Origin of the sequence: Frateuria flava (assembly GCF_017837635.1) — a bacterium.
GTDB lineage: Bacteria > Pseudomonadota > Gammaproteobacteria > Xanthomonadales > Rhodanobacteraceae > Frateuria_A > Frateuria_A flava.
This window is the reverse complement of the sequence record NZ_JAGJRS010000022.1, coordinates 198,839-219,743: the sequence shown is the minus strand read 5'-3', so window position 1 is coordinate 219,743 and position 20,905 is coordinate 198,839. Positions and strand designations below refer to the sequence as shown.

Sequence of the window (20,905 nt, the reverse complement as noted above, 5' to 3'; positions counted from 1 at the left end):
GTCAGCCGGGGCCTAACAATTCGTCCAAGCCGACGCCGCTTCGCGGCGCGGCTTAACTCAGGTGTTATGCGCCTAAAAAACAACTTCGCAAATTGAGGTCATGAATTGAGCGTCACACGTGTACTCGACAAGACCAGCAGCTTGGGTGCGCTGGTTTCTGCAATGTCCTGCGCCGGCTGCTTTCCCGCGTTGGGGTCGTTGGGCGCTGCCATCGGCCTCGGCTTCCTCGGGCAGTACGAGGGTTTTCTGTTCCACAAGTTGCTGCCCGGCTTGGCGGTACTCGCGCTCTTGGTAAACGCCTGGGCGTGGTATCGGCATCGCCAGCTCGCACGCGGCTTGCTCTCTGTGCTTGGCCCAGTCGCTGTATTGGTTGCGCTGCTGGTGGTCTGGAGCCAAGGCTGGAGCATCTACCTATTCTACGCAGGTATTGCGCTCATGCTGTTCATGTCAGTCCTAGATCTGCTTCGCCCCGTCAAGGTGCCAACGTGTCGCGTGTCGAGCTAAATTCAGTTCTTACCTGCCCGGAGTGTGGTGCCAGCGCGCAAGAGACCATGCCAACCAATGCGTGCCAGTGGTTCTACGAGTGCAAGGCGTGTCACGCTTTGCTCAAGCCGCTCCCCGGAGACTGCTGTGTTTTCTGTTCGTACGGTTCGGTCAAGTGCCCGCCCATCCAACAGGGCAGTTCATGCTGTGGTAGCGGCGCATAACAACTCGGTCAACCGGACGCAAACCCGCTGCGCGGGTTGCGCCGGTTACCTCGGGCGTTAGCTTCCACATGCAGAGACTCCTCGCCCTTATCCTCGCAATCGCCATCGGTGGGTGTTCGACCCAAGGGGTACGCTCGTACGGCACTGTGAGCAGCAAAGCGCAAAACGTGTCTGTGCAAGAGCTGCTGGGTAACCCGCGGCTCTTTAATGGCAAAGAGGTTCGCGTTGTCGGAGTCGGCGATTTTGACCTCGGCTTCGAGGGCGTGTCGGCGGTCTATACGAGCAGAGATGACCTCCGACATAGGACGTTTAGCTACATAAGCATCAGCTCCCTCAAACCAGGCTTGCGCGCAAATAAGGAAGCCATCGAAGGGCTGTCAGGAAAATTCGTCCTCGTCGAGGGCGTCTTTCACCTCGAGCCGAAGTATTGGAGTACCACCTTGTGTTTTGGTGCCTGCTCTCCAGCAGGTCGGCTAAGCAACGTCAACCGCATTCAAGCCTGGTAACACAGGCAAGCTAACCAATCTTTCAAGCGGACGGCCTCGCCGCCGCTTAACTCCAGCGTTAGGTCGTAATGTCACCAGAGTTATTCGCTGACATCTATTTGCTTCCCACCGAAGTTGGCGGCAGGCAGGGACCGTTAGTTTCTGGCGAGTGGCGTACGGTCCTTGGCATCAACAACGAGCACTGGTCTGCTTGCCTCACCTTTGAGGGGCAGCCGGCACCTGGTGAATCCTTCTACGCGGGTGTGCAACTTCTGTTTCCTGAGCTGGCTTTGCCATACTTCAGTGTCGGTGCCAAGTTCACAGTTTGGGAGGGTGGCACCAAAGGCACTGGGCGGGTTGTGTCGCTAGCAACCTAACTACTTGTTCAAGGCGGACGGCTTCGCCGCCGCTTAACTCCAGCGTTAGGCCCGTCAGGAAAGATAATGGCGATTGGCAAGAACAGCAGCATAGAACTGAAAGACTGCCCCGCTTGTCGCGGCAGCGGTAAAGTCAAATGCCCTGACTGCCACGGCAAGGGAAAGCCTTACGACTGCCAAACCTGCTGGGGCACATCTAGTGAGCCACGAGAGGGCCGTAGTGTTCCTTGCTCTAGGTGCAAAGGCGCAGGCCATGTCACGCGCATTTGATCTGGCAGACGGGCCTAACAATTCATTCAAGCCGACACCGTTTCACGGTGCGGCTTAATTCAGGCGTTAGGCATTGGAATGACTGTCCTCGCATTTGAAGCATCAAAAATCGCAACAGTTGACCCGGATGGACATTGCCATCTCGTTGGCTTTGCCAGTAACAGCGCTGACCCGCAAAACTACCTCATGCTCCAGAGATCTTTTTCGCATGACGAGCGTGATTGGACATCCGGCCAAGACACTTACTATTTTGAGCTTTCGCAGCATGATCATGCTCGCTACGGAGGTATCGCGGCACTCCACCTTTCACGAAAGCAAATTGAAGTTTCGTTTGAACCAGAAACAATCAAACTGTTAGGCGGAATTGCTCAAGTTGTCGTCACTTTCAGTGTGCCTGACAGCGAATATGTTGCGCTCAGTCAAGAATTGCAGACAATTTTTGCAGGCACTGGCAGGTTAGTCGCGTCCAATGCCTAACAATTCATTCAAGCCGACGCCGCTTCGCGGCGCGGCTTAATTCAGGCGTTAGGTGTGCTTGTGAGCAATTCGCTGCTGACAAAACTCGAAGCTGCTCTAGCGGACACATCTGGCGTCTACGTCAATACCGGCGTTGATGCGCAGGCATATCTCTCTGGCTTGGCTGCGGATATTCGGGCACATGTCTGCACGCCCTTCCCGCTTACCGCGACGGTCATGCCTCCCGGCTTTCCGGACGTGGATGTTGGTACCGCCATTTCCGGCCAGTGTGTTGCCCACAATTCCTCCGGCTACTGGCTGGTGTATCGGCCAGAACAAGATCAGTTCTATTGCTTCTGGGGCACAGACCGCGGCAATCTCGGGGCGCATGGTGTGTTCGGTAGTCCGCTCTACTGTTGGTCAGCGTGAGCACACCTAACAATTCATTCAAGCCGACACCGCTTCGCGGCGCGGCTTAACTCAAGCGTTAGAACTCCATGTCGCTTCCAACAGTCGATGAGCTCATTGCGCTCTATAGCGAAGCCAAGGGTAGCGACCTTGGCCGAGCAGAGCATCGCCTGTTTCAACAGTACGGACTTGAGTCGCTCGTCCCGTTGCTTGCTAGTGCCTATCCACACATCCGCCGCTCCCATGGTCGGGCGAGCATTTTGTTTTGGCTCCCTCGATATGCTCGGGCACGCCAAGATGTAGTCTCACTGGCGCTATCTGCGCTCGCTGACCGCTCAACAATCGTGCGCGAGTACGCTTGCTCAATCCTGGCCTATTCGCTGCGTCATGACGTCATTCCTCAGCTCACGTCGCTGCTGGCGCATCAAGACCCTAAAACACGTGCATCGGCAGCTGCCGCCATAGACGCCATCTCAAACAAAAACCATCACTACTATGTCGACCGAAGCCACTCCGGTAGTACATTCTGGGGCGTCAATCCAGGCGACGTTCCCGGTCGGTCGTTCTAACCACTCATCCAAGCGGACGGCTTCGCCGCCGCTTAATTCCAGCGTTAGGCCTTTCATGCGAACACGCGAAGACTTTGATGCGGCTCTTCTTATCGTCGCGTCGGTTGTGCGGTCGTGGGACCCATACCGCCTTGGAGGTTCAGGCGCACCACCCGATGAGTTCGACGCGGAGATCGCCAAGGTGGTTTCCTGCATTCCTCGCATTTCAAACGCCGCGACAGCAGCGGCAGCTTTGTCATCGGTCTTCTCGGCATCCTTCGAGCCAGAGCTTTTTTCTCCTGCTAAATGTGTGGCTCCTGGGCAAGAGCTCTTTGCTAAGCTGTCGGCAGCGGGCCTTGTGGCATCGGCCTAACAGTGCGTTCAAGGCGGACGGCTTCGCCGCCGCTTAACTCCAGCGTTAGGGAGCAGGTGAAAGGTGATGGCTAGTTCGAGATTCTTGTTCCTCGCTGTTTTTGTGTTCCTGCCGTCGATTTCCGCGGCTAGAACAACCGCAGAGCAGGCGCGAACCATGCCCATGCGGCAGCGACGTCCCCCCGCTTTCAGTAGCGGTCGGGTTTAGAGTCCGGGGTTGATCGTATCCGTGTTTGCCAAGCGTTGTGCATAGGCCGCTGGCGTCATGCCACCCAGGGCAGCCTGCGGCCTCGCTTGGGCGCCCGCTTCTCGGCGCCGATGTAGCCGGCATCGCCGAACACGTGCCGCTCCTTGCCGTGCAAGAGGTTCGCTACCTCGGTCACGGCCGCCACGTTCGCCGCAGTGCTCACCACCGAGTGCACCTGTCCGGTGCACTCGTCCACACCGATGTGCGCCTTCATCCCGAAGTACCACTGCTGGCCCTTCTTCGTCTGGTGCATTTCCGGGTTTTGCTGCCTGGCGCGTGCCAGATCGATCCGCCCTGCAACGGCAGTCAGACTGCATTTCCGAAAGCGGTCTTGGGATGGGTCTGATGCGGACATGGGGATGAACCGCCTCCGGCGATCTCATTCAACGATCGGATCAGCCAGCACCGGGGAGCTCAACGGCTTTCTCGTATGAAGCGCGCCCGCATGATCGGTTGCGCGGGGCGCCACGCCCGCGTTGATCCGCCGATTCGCCATATCGCACACTTGCTTGACTGATCGAGAATGCTTGCAGCCGGACCACCGGGCATCCGCCGTCGACGGCCGACTTTTCACTACAAAGTGCTTGACGATAGCATCCGACAGGCCTAGTTTCGGGCCATGGAGAACCGCCGCCTTCGAAGCACGGTTTCGCTCCATGAGCATGCCGCGGAGAATCTTCTCTTTATCCGCGACGCCATGGAGCGCGCCAGTTCCTTCACCGCCGTGCCCGGTTGGGGCGGCGTCGTCATGGGTTTGGCGGGTCTGGCGGCCGCGATCATCGCGCCGGTGCAGCACAGCCGGCTCGCATGGTTGCTGACCTGGCTGGCGACGGCGGCGGTGGCCGTGGGCGTGGGCTTGCTCGGGGTGCTGTTCAAGGCGCGCAACGAGGGTGTTCCCCTGTTGTCCCGTCCGGCGCGCCAGTTTGCGCTGGGCTTCGTGCCGGCGATCTTCGTGGCCGCGCTGCTCACGATCGTGTTGTACCGCGCGGGGCTGGATGCGCTGCTGCCGGGCATGTGGCTGCTGCTCTATGGCACGGCCGTGATTGCCGGCGGCACGTTCTCGATCCGCATCGTGCCGTTGATGGGGGTACTGTTCCTTTTCCTGGGCGCTGTCGCGCTCTTTACCGCTCCGCCGGTACCTGCCATCTGCCTGGGCCTGGGGTTCGGTGGACTGCATGTGGTGTTCGGCGTGCTCATTGCGAGAAAGTACGGTGGTTAAGCGATCGACCGCGAGATGGGAAACCCGGCACGCCCGCCCGGCATTGGTGCCGGTGGAGGGCGCGGTGGAGCGCACGGTGGATCTTGATCGGCTCATCCACGAGCGGCTGCGGCTGGGAATCGTCAGCGCCCTGGCGGTAAACGACCGGCTTGGGTTTACCGATCTGAAGAGCCTGCTCAACACGACCGACGGCAACTTGAGCGTGCACGCGCGCAAGCTCGAGGACGCCGGTTATGTGGCCTGCCACAAGGGATTCGACGGGCGCATCCCGCGCACCGAATTCCGCATCACGCCGAAGGGCCGCAAGGCGCTGGAGGCGTACCTCAATCATATGGAAGCACTGATCGCCGCAACCCGCTCCGGCGAGTAACCGGGCCGGCGCGCGGCGCCTTGGCGCGAGCCTCAACTTTGTACTACAGAGTGCTTGATGGATATGGAAAACCTGCATGTGGCGATCATCATGGACGGCAACGGCCGCTGGGCCGAGGAGCGGGGATGGCCGCGCAGCCGGGGACATCGTGCGGGCGCCGCGGCGGTGCGTAGCGTGGTGGAAGCCTCGCCGCGACTGGGGATCACCACACTGACGCTGTATGCGTTTTCGTCGGACAACTGGCGCCGGCCTGCGCCGGAAGTGGCCACGCTGATGGCGCTGTTCCGTAACTTCCTCGATTCGGAGGCCGGTGCCTGTCGCCGCGAGGGCGTGCGCCTGAGCGTGATCGGGCGACGCGACCGTCTTTCCGCTGCGCTGGTCACGACCATCGAGCAGGCCGAAGCGACGACCGCCGGAGGCCAGGTGCTGAACCTGCGGCTTGCGGTGGACTACTCCTCACGGGATGCGATCGCCGCTGCGGCAGCCCTGCACCAGGGCGCGGTGGCCAGCCGCGAGGGGTTCCGCACGCTTCTGGCCCGCTCGCAGCACGGGGACCCGTGTACGCCCGACGTGGATCTGCTGATACGCACCGGGCGCGAGCAACGGCTCAGCGATTTCCTGCTGTGGGAGTGCGCCTATGCGGAGCTCTTGTTTTCCAGCGTGTTGTGGCCGGATTTCACGGGCGATGACCTGGGCCAGGCCGTCGAGACGTTCAGCCACCGCAACCGCCGGTTCGGCAGCGTGCCGCAGGCATGCGTGGCCGAGCCGGTACGCAAGACCGCATCCCGATGAACGATCCCGCCCACGGACGGGATCGCCCTGCCCTTCCACCCTTGGCGTGAGGTTGCATCCATGGATTACCCGGACGCGCGCGATGTCATCGGCGACGCCATCCGCTATTGGGAGCGTCACCGGATCGTCTACAACGTCGTTCTGCTCGTGGTGGTGGCAGCCATCTTCAGCGCGAACGCGAGCGCTTTCGATCGAGTTCTTTCGCTCGATCTGTTCCTGCAACTTTTCCTGCTCGCGGTGATGGCGAACGTGGCCTACTGCGCCGCCTACCCGGTCGACCTCACCGTGCAGTGGTCCACGCTACGCACCTCCTGGCTACGGGTGCGCTGGGTCCTTTTTGCGATCGGCCTGGGTTTCGCGGCGACGCTTGCGCAGTTCATCGCGCGCGGCTTGCTGGGTGGGCACGCCTGAGCTCTGGCGTGGGAAAACCGGCGGATGTTTTTCAGCGGAGGCAAACATCATGCGAACGCCGTTTCATCGCAACACTTACCTTTCGGCCGCCTGCGTGGCGCTGGTGGCGACGATCCTCCTCGTTTGGCTAAGCCTCGGCGTGGGCATCATCGGCGCCGATGGCGATCCGGCCAACCGCATGTATGTCGGCGTGGTGGCGATCGGTGCCGTCGGCGCGACGATTGCGCGCCTCCATCCGATCGGCATGGCGCGCGCGCTGGCGGCCATGGCGTTCGCTCAGGCGCTGATTGGCGCGTTCGCGCTTCTCGAGGGGCTGGGGCTTCCATGGAGCGGCCCGGTGGAGATCGTGTTGTTGAACGGCTTTTTCGTGGCGCTGTTCGCGGGCTCGGCATGGATGTTTGCGCAGGCGGCGCGGAGCGGACCGGGATTGAATGAGCCGGGGGTACGGTAGCGCAGTGGGCCTGCCCTCACGCATCGCGCGCCTGCAAGGCTGAGCGTCAGCCCGGTAGCTGCGCGCGGGCCTGCATCGCACGTTCGAACGAGCGCCGCCGCAGGGCGTGGTCGAAGATGTTGGCGGTGAGCAGCAACTCGTCTGGCTGATGGCGGGCGATGAAATCGGCCAGGCCCTGTCGCACGGTGGCCGGACCACCGACCACCGCACAGGCCAGTGCCCGTTCGACGCCGAGTTTTTCGGTGGGCGTCCAGTACGCCTCGATGTCGTCGATGGGCGGTGGCACCAGTCCTGGCTGGCCGCGGCGAAGGTTGATGAAGCTCTGCTGCTGCGTGGTGAACAGGCGGCGTGCTTCGGCGTCGGTGTCGGCCGCAACGACGTTGATGCCGAGCATCGCGTAGGGCTGCGCAAGTCGCGGCGACGGGCGGAACTCGCTGCGGTAGATCGACAGTGCGCTGTCCATCGCGTCGGGCGCGAAGTGCGAGGCGAAAGCGAATGGCAGCCCCAGCGCGGCGGCCAGTCGCGCGCTGAACAGGCTGGAGCCGAGCAGCCACACCGGCACGTCCAGGCCTGCGCCGGGAACCGCGCGCACGGCCTGGCCCGGCCGGGCCGGCTCGAAGTAGTGCAGCAGTTCGAGGACGTCGTCGGGGAAGGCCTCGGCGCCGTCGGCGTAGCGGCGCAAGGCGCGCATGGTCGCCTGGTCGGTGCCCGGCGCACGGCCCAGGCCAAGGTCGATGCGGCCCGGATACAACGCGGCGAGCGTGCCGAACTGTTCGGCCACCTGCAGCGGGGCGTGGTTGGGCAGCATCACGCCGCCGGCACCCACGCGGATGGTCGAGGTGCCACCGGCGACGTGGCCGATCAGCACCGCCGTGGCCGCACTGGCGATGCCGGGCATGTTGTGGTGCTCGGCAAGCCAGTAACGCCGGTAACCCAGTTGTTCGCCCAGTCGCGCCAGATCCAGCGTGTTGGCGAACGCGGCGCTGGCATCGCTGCCTTCGGTGATGGGGGCCAGGTCGAGGATCGAGAAGGGAATCATGCGAGGGTCCTGCGCGGGGTTTCCAGGATGTGGGGCCGCGGGGCGGCCTTTGCCAGTGCACGGAAGACGGGGGCGAGGGCGCTTTGACACCGGCTGCGTCCATGCTCGGCAATGAACCCAGCGTCGCTGACTACATTTGTGCGCGCGGCGGCCGATACAGCGCGAAGCACGCCATGGAACCTGCCTCCGGATGATTGCCATGTGGCGGCGATTTTTCGCCGCAAGGAAAACGCCGCTCCGCCCTGCCCCCGCACCGCCCGTCGCGAGGATGGCGACCGACGTGCCTGTCCGCGAGGCCGGCCCGCCGCTGGCGGACGTGGAGGATCGCTTCCATCGCTTCGTGCTTGGCCTGCCAGCGGCCGCAACCGACACGGCCAGCACCGCCGAGCAGGCGACCTTGCGGCGGCTGGAGGCCATCGGCGAGCGCTTCAACGTCAGCGGACTGCCGCGTCTGCCCAGTGTGCTGCCGCAGTTGCTGCGTGCGCTCAGGAACGACAACCTGGCCGGCTCGCAGCTGGCGGCGATGATCGGTCGCGATCCGGTACTCGTCGGCGAGGTGATGCGGGTCGCCGGCAGCGCGCATTTCCGTTCGGCCCAGCCGATCCACAGCCTGCAGCATGCCGTGGTGCTGCTGGGCCGCGACGCGCTGCGCCAGGTCGCCACGCTGCACGTGATGAAACCGATCCTGCAGGCCAGCGCAGGCATGCGCGGGCACATGGCCGGCCCGTGGTTGTGGGAACACGCCGAGCGTTGCGCGCACGCGGCGGCGTTCCTCGGTCGCCATGGCGGCTGCGACCCGTTCGAGGCGTTCCTGGCCGGAATGGTCTGCCATACCGGCACTGGCGCGATCGTGCGCCTGCTGGACCAGGAAGCGCCGCCGTCGCTGGGGCCGTTCTCGCCCCCGTTCCTGGCCGGCTGCATGCGCATCGGCGCGCGGCTGTCGCTGCGCGCGGTGCGCCATTGGGACATGCCCGCCAACGTGATCGGGGCACTGGTCGAACGCGTCGACGCCCCGCAGGCGCCGGCCTCGTCGCTGGGCAAGGTGCTGGCCTGCGCCGACCCGCTGGCAATGGTGCAGCTGCTGGTCGAACGCGGCCTGCTGGATGCCGAGCTGGATTACAGCGGCACCTGGCCGAGCAGCTTCCCGGAGCCGGTCATGCGGCGCGGGCAGATGGACCTGCGCCGACAGTTCATGCCGGCGCAGGACTGAGCGGCATCAGTGCGGCGTGGCGTCCACGTCCGCGCGCAGCTGCCGGGCGATGTCGTCCGCGCCGGTGGCCAGCAATGCGCTGAGCGCCTTGGCATAGTCGGCGCGGGCGGGCGCCGGCATCGACGGCGACACATGGTAGGTCTTGTCCGAGCCCAGGCCGCGCGCGTGGATGGCGCAGTGCGTACCCAGCTCCAGCGTGACACTGGCTGGCGTGGCCTCGGTGTCCACGCGCATCTCCGCAAAGACCTGCTCGCACTGCACCACCAGGTCAGTGAAATAGCTCCCTTCCAGCGCCTGGCGCAGACGCGCCTGCAGCACCTCGGACACCGGCGGCGTGGGCTTGAGCGTCAACGCATCATCCAGGCCGCGGACCTCAACGTCCTGCGTATCCTGTTCGACCTGCAGCCACGGCGCCGAGGCCGGCGTCACCAGGCTGCCCAGCGCCACCGGCACGCGCGTGTCCTGCGAACCCCCACATGCGGCCAGCAGCAAGGCTGCACCGGCCACCCATGCAAACTTCTTCATATGGACTCCCCCAAGAGCGAATTGCCTGAACGAATCTACAGGCGCCCCGCCGCTTGATCAACGCAGGCGGGCGGCAAACGCGAGCCAGTGCACGTTTGGACGTCTGATTGCCAAGCGGAGGGACCGGGGGTGGCGGCCGCACCGCGAACCGCGTTTCCGGTGGCTCGTCGTGCGCAAAGGCGGTGGGCTGAAGCCCACCCTACGCTCAGCCGCGCGTGCGCACGGGGTGATCCAGGCCGCCGGCCACGCGCAGGAACTGGCGTCGCGCGGGGCCGAAGTGCATCAGGCGCGGCACCAGCACGTCGCGCAATTCGCGCAGGGTCGCAGGGCGCCCATGCATCAGCCGGGTCAGCGCGCCCACGCGCCGCACCACCTGGCGATGCACCCGGTGGCGCAGCTGCGCATAGCTGGCCAGGCGTGACAGCCGCCCGTGGAGCGCATCAGCCGCACAGTCGGCGAAGACGTAGGCGTCCTCGATGCCCAGGTTCATGCCGCGCGCGCCCAGCGGCGAGTGGATGTGCGCCGCATCGCCACCGAGCAGCACGCGGCCCACGCCGGCGCGCTCGGCCACCCGGTGCGCGATGTGGAAGTGCGACTTCCACAGTACGTCACCGCACACGGTGCCGGCCGGCAACGCGGCCAGCGGCTCGGCGCTGTTGCCGATCAGGCGCCAGATGTCGTCGCGTACGCGCATCGCAAACAGAAAGCCGTCCGGGAGCAGAAACAGATGCACCCGGTCCGGATCGAGCGGCACGGCCAGGTGCAGGTCCCACAGTTGCCAGGTTTCCGGCAGTTCGTCGCCGGGAAAGGCCAGCCCCAGCGCCTGGCGCACCGTGCTGTGCGCCCCATCGGCACCGTACACCAGCGGCGCCTGCGCGCACTCGATGCTGCCGTCGGCGTGCACCAGCTGGACAGTGACGCTGTCGTCGCCCTGCAACAACGCGTCGAGCTTCACCCCGCGCTCGATGGGGACGCCCTGCGCTTCCAGCGCCTCGGCCAGCAGCGCTTCGGTGCGCGACTGTGGCAGCGCGAGCAGTGAACGGTCGGTGTCGAGCAAGGGCGAGATCGGCACGGTCACGTCCTCGCGCCCGGGCTGGTGCAGCGACAGCCCGCGCACGATCCAGCCCTCGGCCAGCATGCGTGCGGTCACGCCGGTGTCCTCCAGCAACTCCTGCGTGCGCGGATTGACGGCGAGCGCCTTGGAGTTGCGGCTGGGAGCGGCCGCCTTGTCGACGATGCGTACGGGAATGCCGCGCCGGGCGAGCAACAGCGCAGCCGCCAGTCCAGTGGGACCGGCACCGGCGATCATCACAGGCATGGCGTCCGACGGCATGCCCGAAGACTATCAGCATCGATGGCGGCGGCAGGCCAACGCCGGCGGCGTCAGGGTGACGGGGCATCCGGATGGCGAACGCGCCAGGCCGCGAGCGCGGCGCGGTAGCGTTCCAGCGCCTCGTCGTAGCGATCCAGCACGCAATTCACGCAGCCCTCGCCGCAGCAGTCGGCCGGATCGGGCTCGCTCGGGGGCACCGGCGGTGGATCGTCAGGAGGGAACGGATGCGCCATGGTACCGATAGTAAGGCCGTGCTCACGCGGTGGACACCCGCAACCCACGCCCCGCCCACCCGGATTCCTCAAGGATGGTGGCCGGGCCGTCCCCGCGCCCGCCACCCCACGCGCGAGGAGCGCCATGAAGACCCGCCACGTGTTCAGCTCGCCCGATGTTGCGACCGCAAAGATCCTCATGCAGGCCGCACGCGCCGCCGGCGTGCCCGAGGAGGACATCTCGCTGATCGCCCGCTCGGACATCGAGCTGGAAGCGGCCCCCGAGCAGCACAAGGAGGCCGGCAGCGACTTCTATCCCGCCGCACTGCGCGGGGTGGTCGGCGGTGGCGCGGTCGGGTTGCTGGCAGGGCTGGTGGCAGTGGCGATCCCGCCGGTGGGTATCACGGTGGCGGGCGTGGCCGGGCTGACCGTGGCCGGCGCGCTGACCGGTGGCTGGACCGGAGCGCTGGTGGGTGCCTCCGTACCCGATCCGGTTCGGCGCAAATTCGAGGACGAGATCGAGGCAGGCCGCATCCTGGTCGTGCTGGACGGCGACAAGGATCTGCTGGCGCATGCCGCGCCGGCGCTTGCGCGGGCGGGTGGCACCCCGCTGCCGTTCGATGAGCCGACGGCGCTGACGTAAATGCGGATCTGCGGCCTCTCTTCCTGCGGAGAGAGGGAGCTCAAGCGGAGCGTTCGCGCGCTCGCTTTTCCCGCTAGCCACGGCCCCTCACCCCAGCCCTCTCCCCCGCGGGGAGAGGGACCTCAAGCGGAGCGGTCGCACGCTCGCTCTTCCCGCAAGACCGACCCCTCACACCTGCCCTCTCCCGGAGGGGAGGGGCGCTCAACGCTTGCATTGCACGCTCCTTTCATGGTCTGCGCACATCGCATTCAACCGGGCGCGAGGAACATGCCTTCTGTTCCGCCTCCCCGATGCCGCCCCGGAGTAGCCATGGACCTCGACCGCGTGATGACCCGCAACCCGAAGTTCTGCCTGACCACCTCGCCGCTGGACGAAGTCGCCCGCGCGATGCGCGACGAGGACGTCGGCGAGATCCCGGTGGTCGACCTGGATCGCCAGCCGGTAGGCGTGATCACCGATCGCGATATCGTCGTGCGCACGCTGGCCGCCGGGCGCAATCCGCTGGAAGTACGCGTGCAGGACTGCATGACCGCGCCGCCGATCGTCATCAAGGAGGACGCGAGCCTGGAGGACTGCGCCAGGTTGATGGAGCGCCAGCAGATCCGACGGGTGCCGGTGGTCGATGCCAAAGGTGCGCTGTGCGGCATCGTCTCGCTGGCGGATCTGGAGCGCACGGATGCCCGCTCACTGCAGCAGGAAGTCACCCGCGCCGTATCCCAACCCCACTGACCGTTCATCGGAGGAGTCCTTGCCATGAAGATCCGTCTGCTGTGCTGGAGCCTGCTGCTGGCCTCCTCGTTCGCGCTGGCCGCCTGCAACAACGGCACCAATGACAACGCCGAACCGGGTGCGGCGACCCCATCGACCGCGCCGGCCACGACGCCGACCCAGCCGACGACGCCGATGACCCCGCCGCCTGCGTCCACCGCGATGACGCCGCCGGCCACGATGCCGCCGTCCTCGTCGACCGCGGGCATGCCGGCGCCGACCTCGACCACGCCCAACTCCTCCGGTGGCGCCTACTGAGCGCACGCCGGACGACGGGCAGGAGGCATGCAGGGCCAGGGATGGCCTGAAGCGGGATCGGCCAAAGCACACGGGCCTGGTGCCAGCCGGACCGGTTCGTCACGTCGCGCAGGCCGGTGCGCGAGGGCACCAGTTCCCCCCAGAAGTCACGCCCCCCGCGGCCAGGCCAGGCGCACAATCGCAGACCCAACCCCGAAGGAGCCTGACATGCGCACGCTCGTCCTCGCCGCCGTGATCGCCCTCGCCCTGCCCGCCGTCCATGCCGCCCCTGCGACGCAGGATGCCGCGCAGCACGCGCAACCGCCCTATCTCGCCGCCGCCATCAACGACCCGGGCCGCCAGGCCGATCGCGCCGACGACGCACGCCGCAAGATCGCCCAGGTGATGGCCTTCGCCGAGGTCAAGCCGGGCGACAAGGTGCTGGAGCTGATTCCCGGCAGCGGCTACTTCACCCGCGTGTTCAGCGGCGTGGTCGGGCCCAAGGGGCACGTCTACGCGTTGTGGCCGAACGAGTACGCCGCCGAGGCGCAGTCGGACGTGGCCAACCTGCGCAAGCTCACCCAACAGCCGCACTACGCGAACGTCAGCGTGCTCACGCAGCCGGCGGCGAAGCTCGATGCGCCCGAATCGGTCGACGTGGTGTTCACCTCGCAGAACTACCACGACTACCCGGACAAGTTCATGGGCAACGTCGATCCGGTCGTGCTCGACAAGCAGGTGTTCAAGGTGCTCAAGCCGGGCGGCGTGTTCGTGGTGATCGACCACGTGGCGCCCGCCGGATCGGGCATGCGCGACACCGACACCCTGCATCGCATCGACCCGGCGATCGTGCGGAAGCAGGCCGAATCGGTGGGCTTCGTGTTCGACGGCGAGAGTGATGCACTGCGCAACGCGGCCGACCCGCACGACATCAAGGTGTTCGACAAGTCGATCCGCGGGCATACCGACCAGTTCATGTACCGGTTCCGCAAGCCAAAAGGCTGAGGCCACGTGGCGCGGTGCGCTGTTCGCAGGAGCCCACGCGTGGGCGATGCCCGGGCCTCGGCGGTCTGCCGCGGAGCGTCGCCCGCAAGCGGGCGCCGGCAAAGACAAAAAGTCCCGGCCGGGCCGTCGGTGGTCGCGTGACCGCCGTCCGCATCGGTTGTGCCGGCTGGTCGATCCCGAAGGCGCACGCCGCGGCCTTCCCGGCCGAGGGCAGCACGCTGGAGCGCTACGCGCAGGTCTTCGACTGCGTCGAGATCAACTCCAGCTTCTACCGACCCCACCGCCCGGCGACCTGGCGCCGCTGGGCGGACAGCGTGCCGGAGGATTTCCGCTTTGCCGCCAAGATGCCCAAGGCGATCAGCCACGAGTGCCGCCTGCGATCGTGCGATGGACTGGTGTCGGGGTTCCTCGACCAGGTCGGAGAACTGGGCGGCAAGCTTGGCTGGCTGCTGCTGCAATTGCCGCCGAGCCTGGCGTTCGAGACATCGGCCGCCCTGCCCTTCTTCGAGCGGCTGCGGGACAGCTACGGCGGGGCGCTGGCATGCGAGCCCCGGCATGCCTCGTGGTTCACGGCGGCCGTCGACCAGGCCTTGCGCGACCTGTCGATCTCGCGCGTCGCGGCCGATCCCGCGCGGGTGCCGCGCGCGGCGTTGCCGGGCGGCGACCGCCACCACATCTACCTGCGGCTGCACGGATCGCCCCGCACCTACTACGACGCGTACGCGCCCCAGGCGCTGCAACGCGTGGCGCGACGGTTGCGCCGGGCACCGCACGCCTGGTGCATCTTCGACAACACGACGCTGGGCCACGCAACAGCCAACGCCCTCGACCTGAAGCGCATCCTCGACTCCCCGCAGGAGCGCGCTTGAGCGCGACCGCCATCCCCGGTCGTACCTGGCGACCGCACCCAAGGTGGGCTTCTCACAGAACACAGCCACTAGACAGTGAAGCGGGCGCCGCGTTTGCAGGAGCGCACCCTGTGCGACCACCATGCCCGATCACCCATCGCGGTCGCGCACAGGGTGCGCTCCTACAAGACGCGGCGTTCACTCGGACGTGCCCCCGAACCGCCCAGAATCGACGCAAGGCAGCCACGACAGGTGATCCGTGCCCGAAGGCCCTTCGATCGTCATCCTGCGCGAAGAAGTAGCGCCCTTCACCGGGCGAACGATCCGGCGTGCCGAAGGCAACGCCAAGATCGACATGGCGCGGCTGGTCGGCCAGCCGGTCGTGGCCTTCCGCAGCTTCGGCAAGCAGACGCTGATCGAGCTGCCGGACGTGACCATCCGCATCCACCTGCTGATGTTCGGCAGCTACCGCATCGACGAGCGCAAGGAAGCCGCCCCGCGACTGAGCCTGCAATTCGACGAGGGCGAACTGAACTTCTACAGCTGCTCGGTACGGCTGCTGGAGGGCGACCTCGACGAGCTCTACGACTGGCGCACCGACGTGATGTCCGACGCCTGGGACCCCGCACTCGCACGCAAGCGCCTGCGCGCGATGCCCGACACCCTCGCCTGTGATGCGCTGCTGGATCAGGACGTTTTCGCCGGCGTGGGCAACATCATCAAGAACGAGGTGCTGTTCCGCATCCGCACGCACCCGCTCTCGACCATTGGCGCGCTGCCGGCGCGCAAGCTGCGCGAACTGGTCGAACAGGCGCGCCAGTACAGCTTCGAGTTCCTCGCGTGGAAGCGGGCCTTCGTGCTGCGCAAGCACTGGCTGGCGCACAACAAGAGCATCTGCCCGCGCGATCACGTGAAGTTCCACCGCGCCTATCTGGGCCGAACCAACCGCCGCAGCTTCTTCTGCGAACTGTGCCAGCGGCGCTACGTGGAGAGCTGAGGATGTCATCGTCATCGTCCAACTCGCGGCTGGTCGTCTACGCCGCCCTCGCCGGCAACCTGGCCATCGCCATCGCCAAGTTCGTGGCGGCGGCGCTGTCGGGCAGTTCGGCGATGCTCAGCGAAGGCGTGCATTCGCTGGTCGATACCTCCAACGAGCTGCTGCTGCTCTACGGCATGCGCCAGGCCGCGCGTCCGCCGGACGCGGTGCACCCGTTCGGCCACGGCCGCGAGCTGTATTTCTGGAGCTTCATCGTCGCGCTGCTGGTGTTCGCGCTGGGCGCGGGCGTGTCGCTGTTCGAGGGCGTCAACCACCTGCGCCATCCGGAGCCGATGAGCGATCCGACGATCAACTACATCGTGCTGGGCGTGTCGATGGTGTTCGAGGGCGCGTCCTGGTACCTGGCCCTGCGCGAGTTCCGCGCGGTCAAGGGGTCGATGGGTTACTTCGAGGCCTTCCGCAAGAGCAAGGATCCGACCACCTTCACCGTGCTGCTGGAGGATTCCGCGGCGCTGCTGGGCCTGCTGATCGCGCTCACCGGCGTGGTGTGCGCGCGCGTATTCGACATGCCCGAGCTGGATGGCGCGGCCTCGATCGGCATTTCGATCGTGCTGGCGATCGCCGCGGCCCTGCTGGCGCGCGAGAGCAAGGGGCTGTTGCTGGGCGAGCCGGCACATCCGCAGTTGCGCGAGTCGCTGCTGGAGATCGCCGCCAACGATCCGGGCGTGGGCCACGTCAACGGCGTGCTGACCGTGCAGATGGGGCCGCACACCGTGGTGGCGGCGTTGAGTGCCGAGTTCGAGGACCAGCTCACGACCCCGCAGATCGAGCAGTGCATCAACCGCATCGAGAAGGCGGTCAAGAGCTGCCACGCGGAGGTCACGTCGCTGTTCGTCAAGCCCCAGACGGCCGAAACCTGGCGCGCGCGCCAGCACGCGATCGCGCGGGAAAACGCGCCGCAGGAGTGAGGCCACCATGGCCCAGTTCTCGCTGTTCGCCGCCGGCCCGCAGGTGCTCTTCGACGACCCCAGCGGCCGGGTTGTCTACATCCCGGAGGTGGTGCCCGCCGATACCTCGCGGGCGTGGTTCGCGCAGCTGTTCGAAGGCATCGCCTGGCGCGGCGGCCGCCGCATGATGTACGAGCGCGAGGTGGACGTGCCGCGCCTGCGCGCGCACTTCGAGCTGGCCGATCCCGACCTGCCCGCGCCGCTGCACGAGGCGCTCGCGGCGGTGCGCGCCGTGGTCGATGCGCCGTTCACCAGCGTGGGCCTGAACCTTTACCGCGACGAGCACGACAGCGTGGCGCCGCACAACGACAAGCTCGAAGACCTGGTGCGCGGCCATCCGATCGTGCTGCTGTCGCTGGGCGCCACTCGCGAGATGGTCATCCGCGCCAAGCACCCGCCACGGCGCGTGCTGCACCTGGACCTGGTCGCGGGCAGCCTGTTGTCGATGGACTACGCCAGCCAGTTCCACTACGACCACGGCATTCCCAAGCAGCGCGCGCCGATGGGGCCACGGATCAGCCTGGCCTTCCGCGTGCGGCCGCCGTCGTAGGGCGGGCTTCAGCCCACCGTTGCCGTGCGCGACGGGGTGGCGACGCCCACCCAGGTAGCCGTCCAGGCTGCTGCACCGGGCCGGTTTTGGTACAGACTCGGCGACACGCGCGGAGTCCCGACCATGTCCTGCCGCCTTGCCGCCTGCGTTGCCTGCCTGCTGCTTACGATCGGCGTGGCCGCCATGCCCGGGCAGGAGCAGCCGGCGATGACGCCGGAGCGCTGGTACGCCCTGCAGATGCAGGCGGCCGACAAGGCCGACCGCATCATGCGCCAGGCCGACCGCCAGAAGACCCTGCTGGGGCGCTACGAGACCATGCTGTCGGCGATGTTCGAAGGCGACCGCAACCCCGCTTTTCCGGTGATCTTCAGCCAGTACCTGGCCTGGTACCAGACCTACATCGGTGACTACCCGAACGCGGCGGCAAGCTTCTCGGCGCAGGGCGTCCAGCAGCCGGACGACCATGCGCCGCCGCTTGCCTCGGGCATGCACGCGCAGCCGGCCGTCGACGCGATCGCCCGGCTCGCCCGCGGCCGGCAGGCGGTCTTCTTCAACGAGGCCCACCACCTGCCGCTGACCCGCACGCTGACGATCGAGCTGCTCGCCCGATTGCGCGAGGAAGGATTCGACACCTTCGCCGCCGAGACCCTCTACGCGCGCGACGACGCGCTGCAGGCACGCGGCTATCCGATCGAGGGCAGCGGCTTCTACACCAACGAACCGCTATGCGCGGAGATGGTGCGCACCGCGCTCAGGCTGGGCTACCGCGTGGTGCCCTACGAATCGGACAGTGGCGATGGCGGCGACGCACGCGAGCGTTCGCAGGCGCGCAACCTCTACGAGCGGGTGTTCAAGACCCAGCCGAAGGCACGGCTGGTGGTCGACGCCGGCTACGGCCACATCCGGGAAAGCGGCAAGTACCTTGGCGGGCAGTCGATGGCCGAGCACCTGCGCAAGCTGGTCGACATCGACCCGCTCACGGTCGAGCAGACCATGCTGGTGCCGCATGCCGATGCCACCCACGACCACCCCTACTACACGGACCTGGTGGCACGCCTCAAACCGACCCGGCCGCTGGTGTTCATCGGCGGGGATGGCAAGCCGTGGGCCCTGCGCGAGGGCTACGACGTGAGCGTGCTGTTTCCGCCCCAGGTCCTGCGCCGTGGCCGGCCGACGTGGCTGGCGCTGGATGGCCTGCGCAGGCCGTACCGCGTGGATGGCGAGGACCTCTGCCGGGCCGACTATCCCTGCCTGGTCGAGGCGCGCTACGCCGACGAGCCGGATGCCGCGATTGCCGCGGACCGGCTGGTGTTCGATCCGCCGCCTGCCTCCGGGCCGGCGGGTCGCGGCCTGCGGCCAACCGGGGGAGCGTCGGTGAGCGAGCTTTATCTGCGGGCGGGCCGTTATCGGTTGGTGGCGACGGATGCGCGGGGGCGCGTGCTCGGGCGTCGATCGGCCCGTGTGCCAGGGGGCTAGCGTGTGGGCTGGGGCGAGGCTGCCCCCATCCGCCCTTCGGGCACCTTCCCCCGTGGGACGGGGGAAGGACCGCGTGTGCGGCTTCAGGGAATGATCCTTAGCCGCGAAGGGGACAGGCGGATGTCGCGCTCCCGCCAGCGTTATTTGCGCTGGTCGGCCGTCTTCTCGCGCACCGCGCGGAACTCCGAATCCTTCGACCATTCCGGCCAGACGTCGGAGTCGGCCAGCTCATAGCCCAGCTGGTAGAGCAGCCGCAGGTCGTGCGCCATGCCGGTGAAGGTCCAGCTGGCCTGCCATTCGTCCGAGGGCTGGTGGTAGTGCTGGCGGTTGTAGCGCTTGCCCGCGGCCTCGCCGGCCGCCTTGCCGCCCTTGACCAGGTCGTTGCCCGACTCGAAGGAGATCGCCGGCACGCCCTGCTTGGCGAAGGAAAAATGGTCCGAACGGAAGAAGCTGCCCGCTTCCGGATGCGGGTCCGGCGCGTAGCTCATGCCGTACGTTTTGGCCAAGGCAATGAGGCGATCGAGCAGACCGAGCTTCGCGTTGCCGGAGATGGAGAAGTTGCGCGCGGGGCCGCCCGGGTCGAGTGCATCGGTGTTGATGTCGGCCACGGTCTTGCCGACCGGATACAGCGGATGCGTGGCGTAGTACTCCGAGCCCAGCAGGCCCTTCTCCTCCGCGGTCACCGCAAGGAAGACCACCGATCGCTGCGGCCGCGGTGCGTGCGCGAAGGCCCGCCCCAGCTCGATCAGCGCGGCGGTGCCGGTGGCGTTGTCGACCGCGCCGTTGTAGATGCGGTCGCCCTTGGCATCGGGTGCGCCCACGCCCAGATGGTCCCAGTGGGCGCTGTAGATCACCGTCTCGTCCGGGCGCCTGGCGCCCTCCACGCGACCGACGATGTTCTGCGAGGTGATCACCTTCGCATCGACGTCGTAGTGCGCCGAGAAGGTCACGCCGTCGAGCGTCACCGGCCTGAAGTCGCGCGTCTGCGCCCGCTTCTTCAGCGCCGCGAAGTCCAACCCCGCGGCCTTGAACATCTGCACCGCCAGGTCGTGCTGGATCCAGCCTTCGAGCGTCGGGTGCTCCGCGGCCGGCTTGTCGCGCACGATGTCGAACTGCACGTTGGTGTTGGAGTTCTTCACCGTCGCCCAGCCGTAGGAGGCCGGCGCGGTTTCATGCACCACCAGCATGCCCAGCGCGCCCTGGCGGGCGGCTTCCTCGTACTTGTAGGTCCAGCGGCCGTAGTAGGTCATTGCCTTGCCGCCGAAATCGCCCCGGCCGCTCTCGAAGTCGGGGTCGTTGACCAGCACCACGCCGATCTTTCCCTTGAGGTCGACGCCCTTGAAATCGTCCCAGTTCCGCTCGGGTGCGTCGACGCCGTAGCCGACGAACACCAGTGGCGCGTGGTTGATGTCGACCTTGCGGCTGCCGTCCATCGATGCGCGCACGGCGATCTGCTCGCCCTGGGTCAGCGCGATGTTCCTGCCGTCTTCGGTCAGCGAGAAGCTGGGCGTGCCGACGATTTCAAACCGGCCCAGCGGCACCGGTTGCGTCCAGGTGCGCTTGCCGTCGACCACGGCGCCACCGGGCTGGAGGCCCGCCGCCTTGAACTGGGCGACCACGTAGTCGACCGTCTTCGTCTCGCCCGGCGTGGCCGGGCCGCGGCCCTCGAAGGCCTCGGAGGACAGCGTCCTGACCTCCTGCGACAGGCGGTGCGGATCGAACGTGGGCAGGTCGGCGGCCCAGGCGGGGCTGGCGAGCGCGGGCACGAGCAGGGCCGCGGCAATGGCGTAAGCGAGCGATCGTTTCAAGGCGAGCACCTTTGCGAGGGGACACCCCTTGCATGGTAGGCAGGCGGGACGCGGATTCCTACCGCCCCTGGCCAGCCGCATTTCGCCGCAGTCCACTGGTGGGCGATGCTCCTGCGTGCCGACTGGAGCATTGC

At 66.6% G+C, this 20,905-nt stretch carries 26 protein-coding genes and 1 pseudogene; 21 read left to right on the top strand and 6 right to left on the bottom strand.

What is annotated here, in order from left to right; all coding sequences use genetic code 11:
- Nucleotides 1–105: 105 nt before the first annotated feature.
- The 6 genes from merC to J7I44_RS17045 all read left to right on the top strand — a co-directional run bounded on the left by merC (nt 106) and on the right by J7I44_RS17045 (nt 3,624).
- Entirely contained in the window at nt 106–504 is a 399-nt protein-coding gene (gene merC, locus J7I44_RS12980) for an organomercurial transporter MerC (protein ID WP_209621525.1), read from the top strand.
- On the top strand, nt 486–707 hold the full coding sequence (locus tag J7I44_RS16895; protein ID WP_342451983.1) for a GDCCVxC domain-containing (seleno)protein: 222 nt from the start codon (nt 486–488) through the stop codon (nt 705–707). The genes merC and J7I44_RS16895 overlap by 19 nt, the downstream gene beginning before the upstream one ends.
- A 1,210-nt stretch (nt 708–1,917) precedes the next feature.
- Nucleotides 1,918–2,316: an Imm10 family immunity protein gene (locus tag J7I44_RS12975; protein WP_209621521.1), complete on the top strand. Its 399-nt coding sequence runs from the start codon at nt 1,918–1,920 to the stop codon at nt 2,314–2,316.
- A gap of 60 nt (nt 2,317–2,376) precedes the next feature.
- Nucleotides 2,377–2,724: a hypothetical protein gene (locus J7I44_RS12970; protein ID WP_209621517.1), complete on the top strand. Its 348-nt coding sequence runs from the start codon at nt 2,377–2,379 to the stop codon at nt 2,722–2,724.
- 68 nt (nt 2,725–2,792) lie between these two features.
- Nucleotides 2,793–3,272 (top strand): HEAT repeat domain-containing protein, encoded by a 480-nt coding sequence (locus J7I44_RS17050; RefSeq protein ID WP_209621514.1) that lies wholly within the window; start codon nt 2,793–2,795, stop codon nt 3,270–3,272.
- The gene (locus J7I44_RS17045; RefSeq protein WP_425599757.1) at nt 3,199–3,624 is read left to right on the top strand and encodes a DUF1871 family protein; all 426 of its coding nucleotides are present in this window, start codon (nt 3,199–3,201) and stop codon (nt 3,622–3,624) included. The genes J7I44_RS17050 and J7I44_RS17045 overlap by 74 nt, the downstream gene beginning before the upstream one ends.
- A 271-nt stretch (nt 3,625–3,895) precedes the next feature.
- Here J7I44_RS17045 and J7I44_RS12955 read toward each other — a convergent pair.
- A pseudogene (locus J7I44_RS12955) lies at nt 3,896–4,138 on the bottom strand (transposase); the annotation flags it as partial.
- A 351-nt stretch (nt 4,139–4,489) separates the two neighbouring features.
- Between J7I44_RS12955 and J7I44_RS12950 the strand changes: the two are divergent.
- The 5 genes from J7I44_RS12950 (at nt 4,490) to J7I44_RS12930 (ending at nt 7,113) form a co-directional block, all read left to right on the top strand.
- Complete coding sequence (locus J7I44_RS12950) at nt 4,490–5,089, top strand: hypothetical protein (RefSeq protein WP_209621508.1); 600 nt, start codon at nt 4,490–4,492, stop codon at nt 5,087–5,089.
- A gap of 64 nt (nt 5,090–5,153) precedes the next feature.
- Nucleotides 5,154–5,459 (top strand): winged helix-turn-helix domain-containing protein, encoded by a 306-nt coding sequence (locus J7I44_RS12945; RefSeq protein WP_209621504.1) that lies wholly within the window; start codon nt 5,154–5,156, stop codon nt 5,457–5,459.
- Between the two features lie 57 nt (nt 5,460–5,516).
- Nucleotides 5,517–6,251, top strand: coding sequence for a di-trans,poly-cis-decaprenylcistransferase (locus J7I44_RS12940; protein WP_209621501.1), 735 nt, complete (start codon nt 5,517–5,519; stop codon nt 6,249–6,251).
- A 60-nt stretch (nt 6,252–6,311) separates the two neighbouring features.
- Nucleotides 6,312–6,662 (top strand): hypothetical protein, encoded by a 351-nt coding sequence (locus J7I44_RS12935; RefSeq protein ID WP_209621499.1) that lies wholly within the window; start codon nt 6,312–6,314, stop codon nt 6,660–6,662.
- Nucleotides 6,649–7,113, top strand: coding sequence for a hypothetical protein (locus tag J7I44_RS12930; RefSeq protein ID WP_209621497.1), 465 nt, complete (start codon nt 6,649–6,651; stop codon nt 7,111–7,113). Before J7I44_RS12935 ends, J7I44_RS12930 begins: the two co-directional genes overlap by 14 nt.
- Before the next feature lie 46 nt (nt 7,114–7,159).
- Here J7I44_RS12930 and J7I44_RS12925 read toward each other — a convergent pair whose 3' ends face one another.
- The gene (locus J7I44_RS12925) at nt 7,160–8,152 is read right to left on the bottom strand and encodes an LLM class flavin-dependent oxidoreductase (RefSeq protein WP_209621494.1); all 993 of its coding nucleotides are present in this window, start codon (nt 8,150–8,152) and stop codon (nt 7,160–7,162) included.
- Between the two features lie 280 nt (nt 8,153–8,432).
- Between J7I44_RS12925 and J7I44_RS12920 the strand changes: the two genes are divergently transcribed.
- A complete protein-coding gene (locus J7I44_RS12920) occupies nt 8,433–9,362 on the top strand; it encodes an HDOD domain-containing protein (protein WP_209621491.1) in 930 nt (309 codons plus the stop codon).
- Between the two features lie 6 nt (nt 9,363–9,368).
- On the opposite strand, the gene J7I44_RS12915 is transcribed toward J7I44_RS12920, so the two are convergent.
- From J7I44_RS12915 to J7I44_RS12905, 3 genes are all read right to left on the bottom strand, one after another.
- Complete coding sequence (locus J7I44_RS12915; protein ID WP_209621488.1) at nt 9,369–9,887, bottom strand: hypothetical protein; 519 nt, start codon at nt 9,885–9,887, stop codon at nt 9,369–9,371.
- Between the two features lie 205 nt (nt 9,888–10,092).
- Nucleotides 10,093–11,205, bottom strand: coding sequence for an FAD-dependent oxidoreductase (locus J7I44_RS12910; protein WP_209621484.1), 1,113 nt, complete (start codon nt 11,203–11,205; stop codon nt 10,093–10,095).
- 65 nt (nt 11,206–11,270) lie between these two features.
- Nucleotides 11,271–11,417: an oxidoreductase-like domain-containing protein gene (locus tag J7I44_RS12905; protein ID WP_209621480.1), complete on the bottom strand. Its 147-nt coding sequence runs from the start codon at nt 11,415–11,417 to the stop codon at nt 11,271–11,273.
- A gap of 160 nt (nt 11,418–11,577) precedes the next feature.
- On the opposite strand from J7I44_RS12905, the gene J7I44_RS12900 reads away from it, so the two are divergent.
- The 9 genes from J7I44_RS12900 (at nt 11,578) to J7I44_RS12860 (ending at nt 18,963) form a co-directional block, all read left to right on the top strand.
- The gene (locus tag J7I44_RS12900) at nt 11,578–12,075 is read left to right on the top strand and encodes a hypothetical protein (protein ID WP_209621477.1); all 498 of its coding nucleotides are present in this window, start codon (nt 11,578–11,580) and stop codon (nt 12,073–12,075) included.
- 309 nt (nt 12,076–12,384) lie between these two features.
- Nucleotides 12,385–12,804 carry a CBS domain-containing protein gene (locus J7I44_RS12895; protein WP_209621474.1) on the top strand — a complete coding sequence of 140 codons (420 nt, stop codon included), beginning with the start codon at nt 12,385–12,387 and terminating at the stop codon, nt 12,802–12,804.
- Nucleotides 12,805–12,828: 24 nt separating this feature from the next.
- Nucleotides 12,829–13,101 carry a hypothetical protein gene (locus tag J7I44_RS12890; protein ID WP_209621471.1) on the top strand — a complete coding sequence of 91 codons (273 nt, stop codon included), beginning with the start codon at nt 12,829–12,831 and terminating at the stop codon, nt 13,099–13,101.
- Nucleotides 13,102–13,308: 207 nt separating this feature from the next.
- The gene (locus J7I44_RS12885) at nt 13,309–14,085 is read left to right on the top strand and encodes a class I SAM-dependent methyltransferase (RefSeq protein ID WP_209621468.1); all 777 of its coding nucleotides are present in this window, start codon (nt 13,309–13,311) and stop codon (nt 14,083–14,085) included.
- 137 nt (nt 14,086–14,222) lie between these two features.
- Nucleotides 14,223–14,954, top strand: a complete 732-nt coding sequence (locus J7I44_RS12880) for a DUF72 domain-containing protein (RefSeq protein ID WP_209621465.1) — start codon at nt 14,223–14,225, stop codon at nt 14,952–14,954.
- 238 nt (nt 14,955–15,192) lie between these two features.
- On the top strand, nt 15,193–15,930 hold the full coding sequence (locus J7I44_RS12875; RefSeq protein WP_209621462.1) for a DNA-formamidopyrimidine glycosylase family protein: 738 nt from the start codon (nt 15,193–15,195) through the stop codon (nt 15,928–15,930).
- Nucleotides 15,931–15,932: 2 nt separating this feature from the next.
- Nucleotides 15,933–16,898, top strand: a complete 966-nt coding sequence (locus J7I44_RS12870; RefSeq protein WP_209621459.1) for a cation diffusion facilitator family transporter — start codon at nt 15,933–15,935, stop codon at nt 16,896–16,898.
- Nucleotides 16,899–16,905: 7 nt separating this feature from the next.
- The gene (locus tag J7I44_RS12865; protein ID WP_209621456.1) at nt 16,906–17,487 is read left to right on the top strand and encodes an alpha-ketoglutarate-dependent dioxygenase AlkB; all 582 of its coding nucleotides are present in this window, start codon (nt 16,906–16,908) and stop codon (nt 17,485–17,487) included.
- A gap of 123 nt (nt 17,488–17,610) precedes the next feature.
- Complete coding sequence (locus J7I44_RS12860; RefSeq protein ID WP_209621453.1) at nt 17,611–18,963, top strand: hypothetical protein; 1,353 nt, start codon at nt 17,611–17,613, stop codon at nt 18,961–18,963.
- Nucleotides 18,964–19,103: 140 nt separating this feature from the next.
- On the opposite strand, the gene J7I44_RS12855 is transcribed toward J7I44_RS12860, so the two are convergent.
- Nucleotides 19,104–20,771, bottom strand: coding sequence for a M28 family metallopeptidase (locus J7I44_RS12855; RefSeq protein ID WP_209621450.1), 1,668 nt, complete (start codon nt 20,769–20,771; stop codon nt 19,104–19,106).
- Nucleotides 20,772–20,905: the final 134 nt, after the last annotated feature.

What these genes read in the sequence shown, in the direction of transcription:
- J7I44_RS12975 (WP_209621521.1), top strand. Translation starts at nt 1,918, where the DNA reads ATGACTGTCCTCGCATTTGAAGCATCAAAAATCGCAACAGTTGACCCG.
- J7I44_RS17050 (WP_209621514.1), top strand. Translation starts at nt 2,793, where the DNA reads ATGTCGCTTCCAACAGTCGATGAGCTCATTGCGCTCTATAGCGAAGCC.
- J7I44_RS17045 (WP_425599757.1), top strand. Translation starts at nt 3,199, where the DNA reads ATGTCGACCGAAGCCACTCCGGTAGTACATTCTGGGGCGTCAATCCAG.
- J7I44_RS12950 (WP_209621508.1), top strand. Translation starts at nt 4,490, where the DNA reads ATGGAGAACCGCCGCCTTCGAAGCACGGTTTCGCTCCATGAGCATGCC.
- J7I44_RS12940 (WP_209621501.1), top strand. Translation starts at nt 5,517, where the DNA reads ATGGATATGGAAAACCTGCATGTGGCGATCATCATGGACGGCAACGGC.
- J7I44_RS12935 (WP_209621499.1), top strand. Translation starts at nt 6,312, where the DNA reads ATGGATTACCCGGACGCGCGCGATGTCATCGGCGACGCCATCCGCTAT.
- J7I44_RS12925 (WP_209621494.1), bottom strand. Translation starts at nt 8,152, where the DNA reads ATGATTCCCTTCTCGATCCTCGACCTGGCCCCCATCACCGAAGGCAGC.
- J7I44_RS12915 (WP_209621488.1), bottom strand. Translation starts at nt 9,887, where the DNA reads ATGAAGAAGTTTGCATGGGTGGCCGGTGCAGCCTTGCTGCTGGCCGCA.
- J7I44_RS12910 (WP_209621484.1), bottom strand. Translation starts at nt 11,205, where the DNA reads ATGCCTGTGATGATCGCCGGTGCCGGTCCCACTGGACTGGCGGCTGCG.
- J7I44_RS12900 (WP_209621477.1), top strand. Translation starts at nt 11,578, where the DNA reads ATGAAGACCCGCCACGTGTTCAGCTCGCCCGATGTTGCGACCGCAAAG.
- J7I44_RS12895 (WP_209621474.1), top strand. Translation starts at nt 12,385, where the DNA reads ATGGACCTCGACCGCGTGATGACCCGCAACCCGAAGTTCTGCCTGACC.
- J7I44_RS12890 (WP_209621471.1), top strand. Translation starts at nt 12,829, where the DNA reads ATGAAGATCCGTCTGCTGTGCTGGAGCCTGCTGCTGGCCTCCTCGTTC.
- J7I44_RS12885 (WP_209621468.1), top strand. Translation starts at nt 13,309, where the DNA reads ATGCGCACGCTCGTCCTCGCCGCCGTGATCGCCCTCGCCCTGCCCGCC.
- J7I44_RS12870 (WP_209621459.1), top strand. Translation starts at nt 15,933, where the DNA reads ATGTCATCGTCATCGTCCAACTCGCGGCTGGTCGTCTACGCCGCCCTC.
- J7I44_RS12865 (WP_209621456.1), top strand. Translation starts at nt 16,906, where the DNA reads ATGGCCCAGTTCTCGCTGTTCGCCGCCGGCCCGCAGGTGCTCTTCGAC.
- J7I44_RS12860 (WP_209621453.1), top strand. Translation starts at nt 17,611, where the DNA reads ATGTCCTGCCGCCTTGCCGCCTGCGTTGCCTGCCTGCTGCTTACGATC.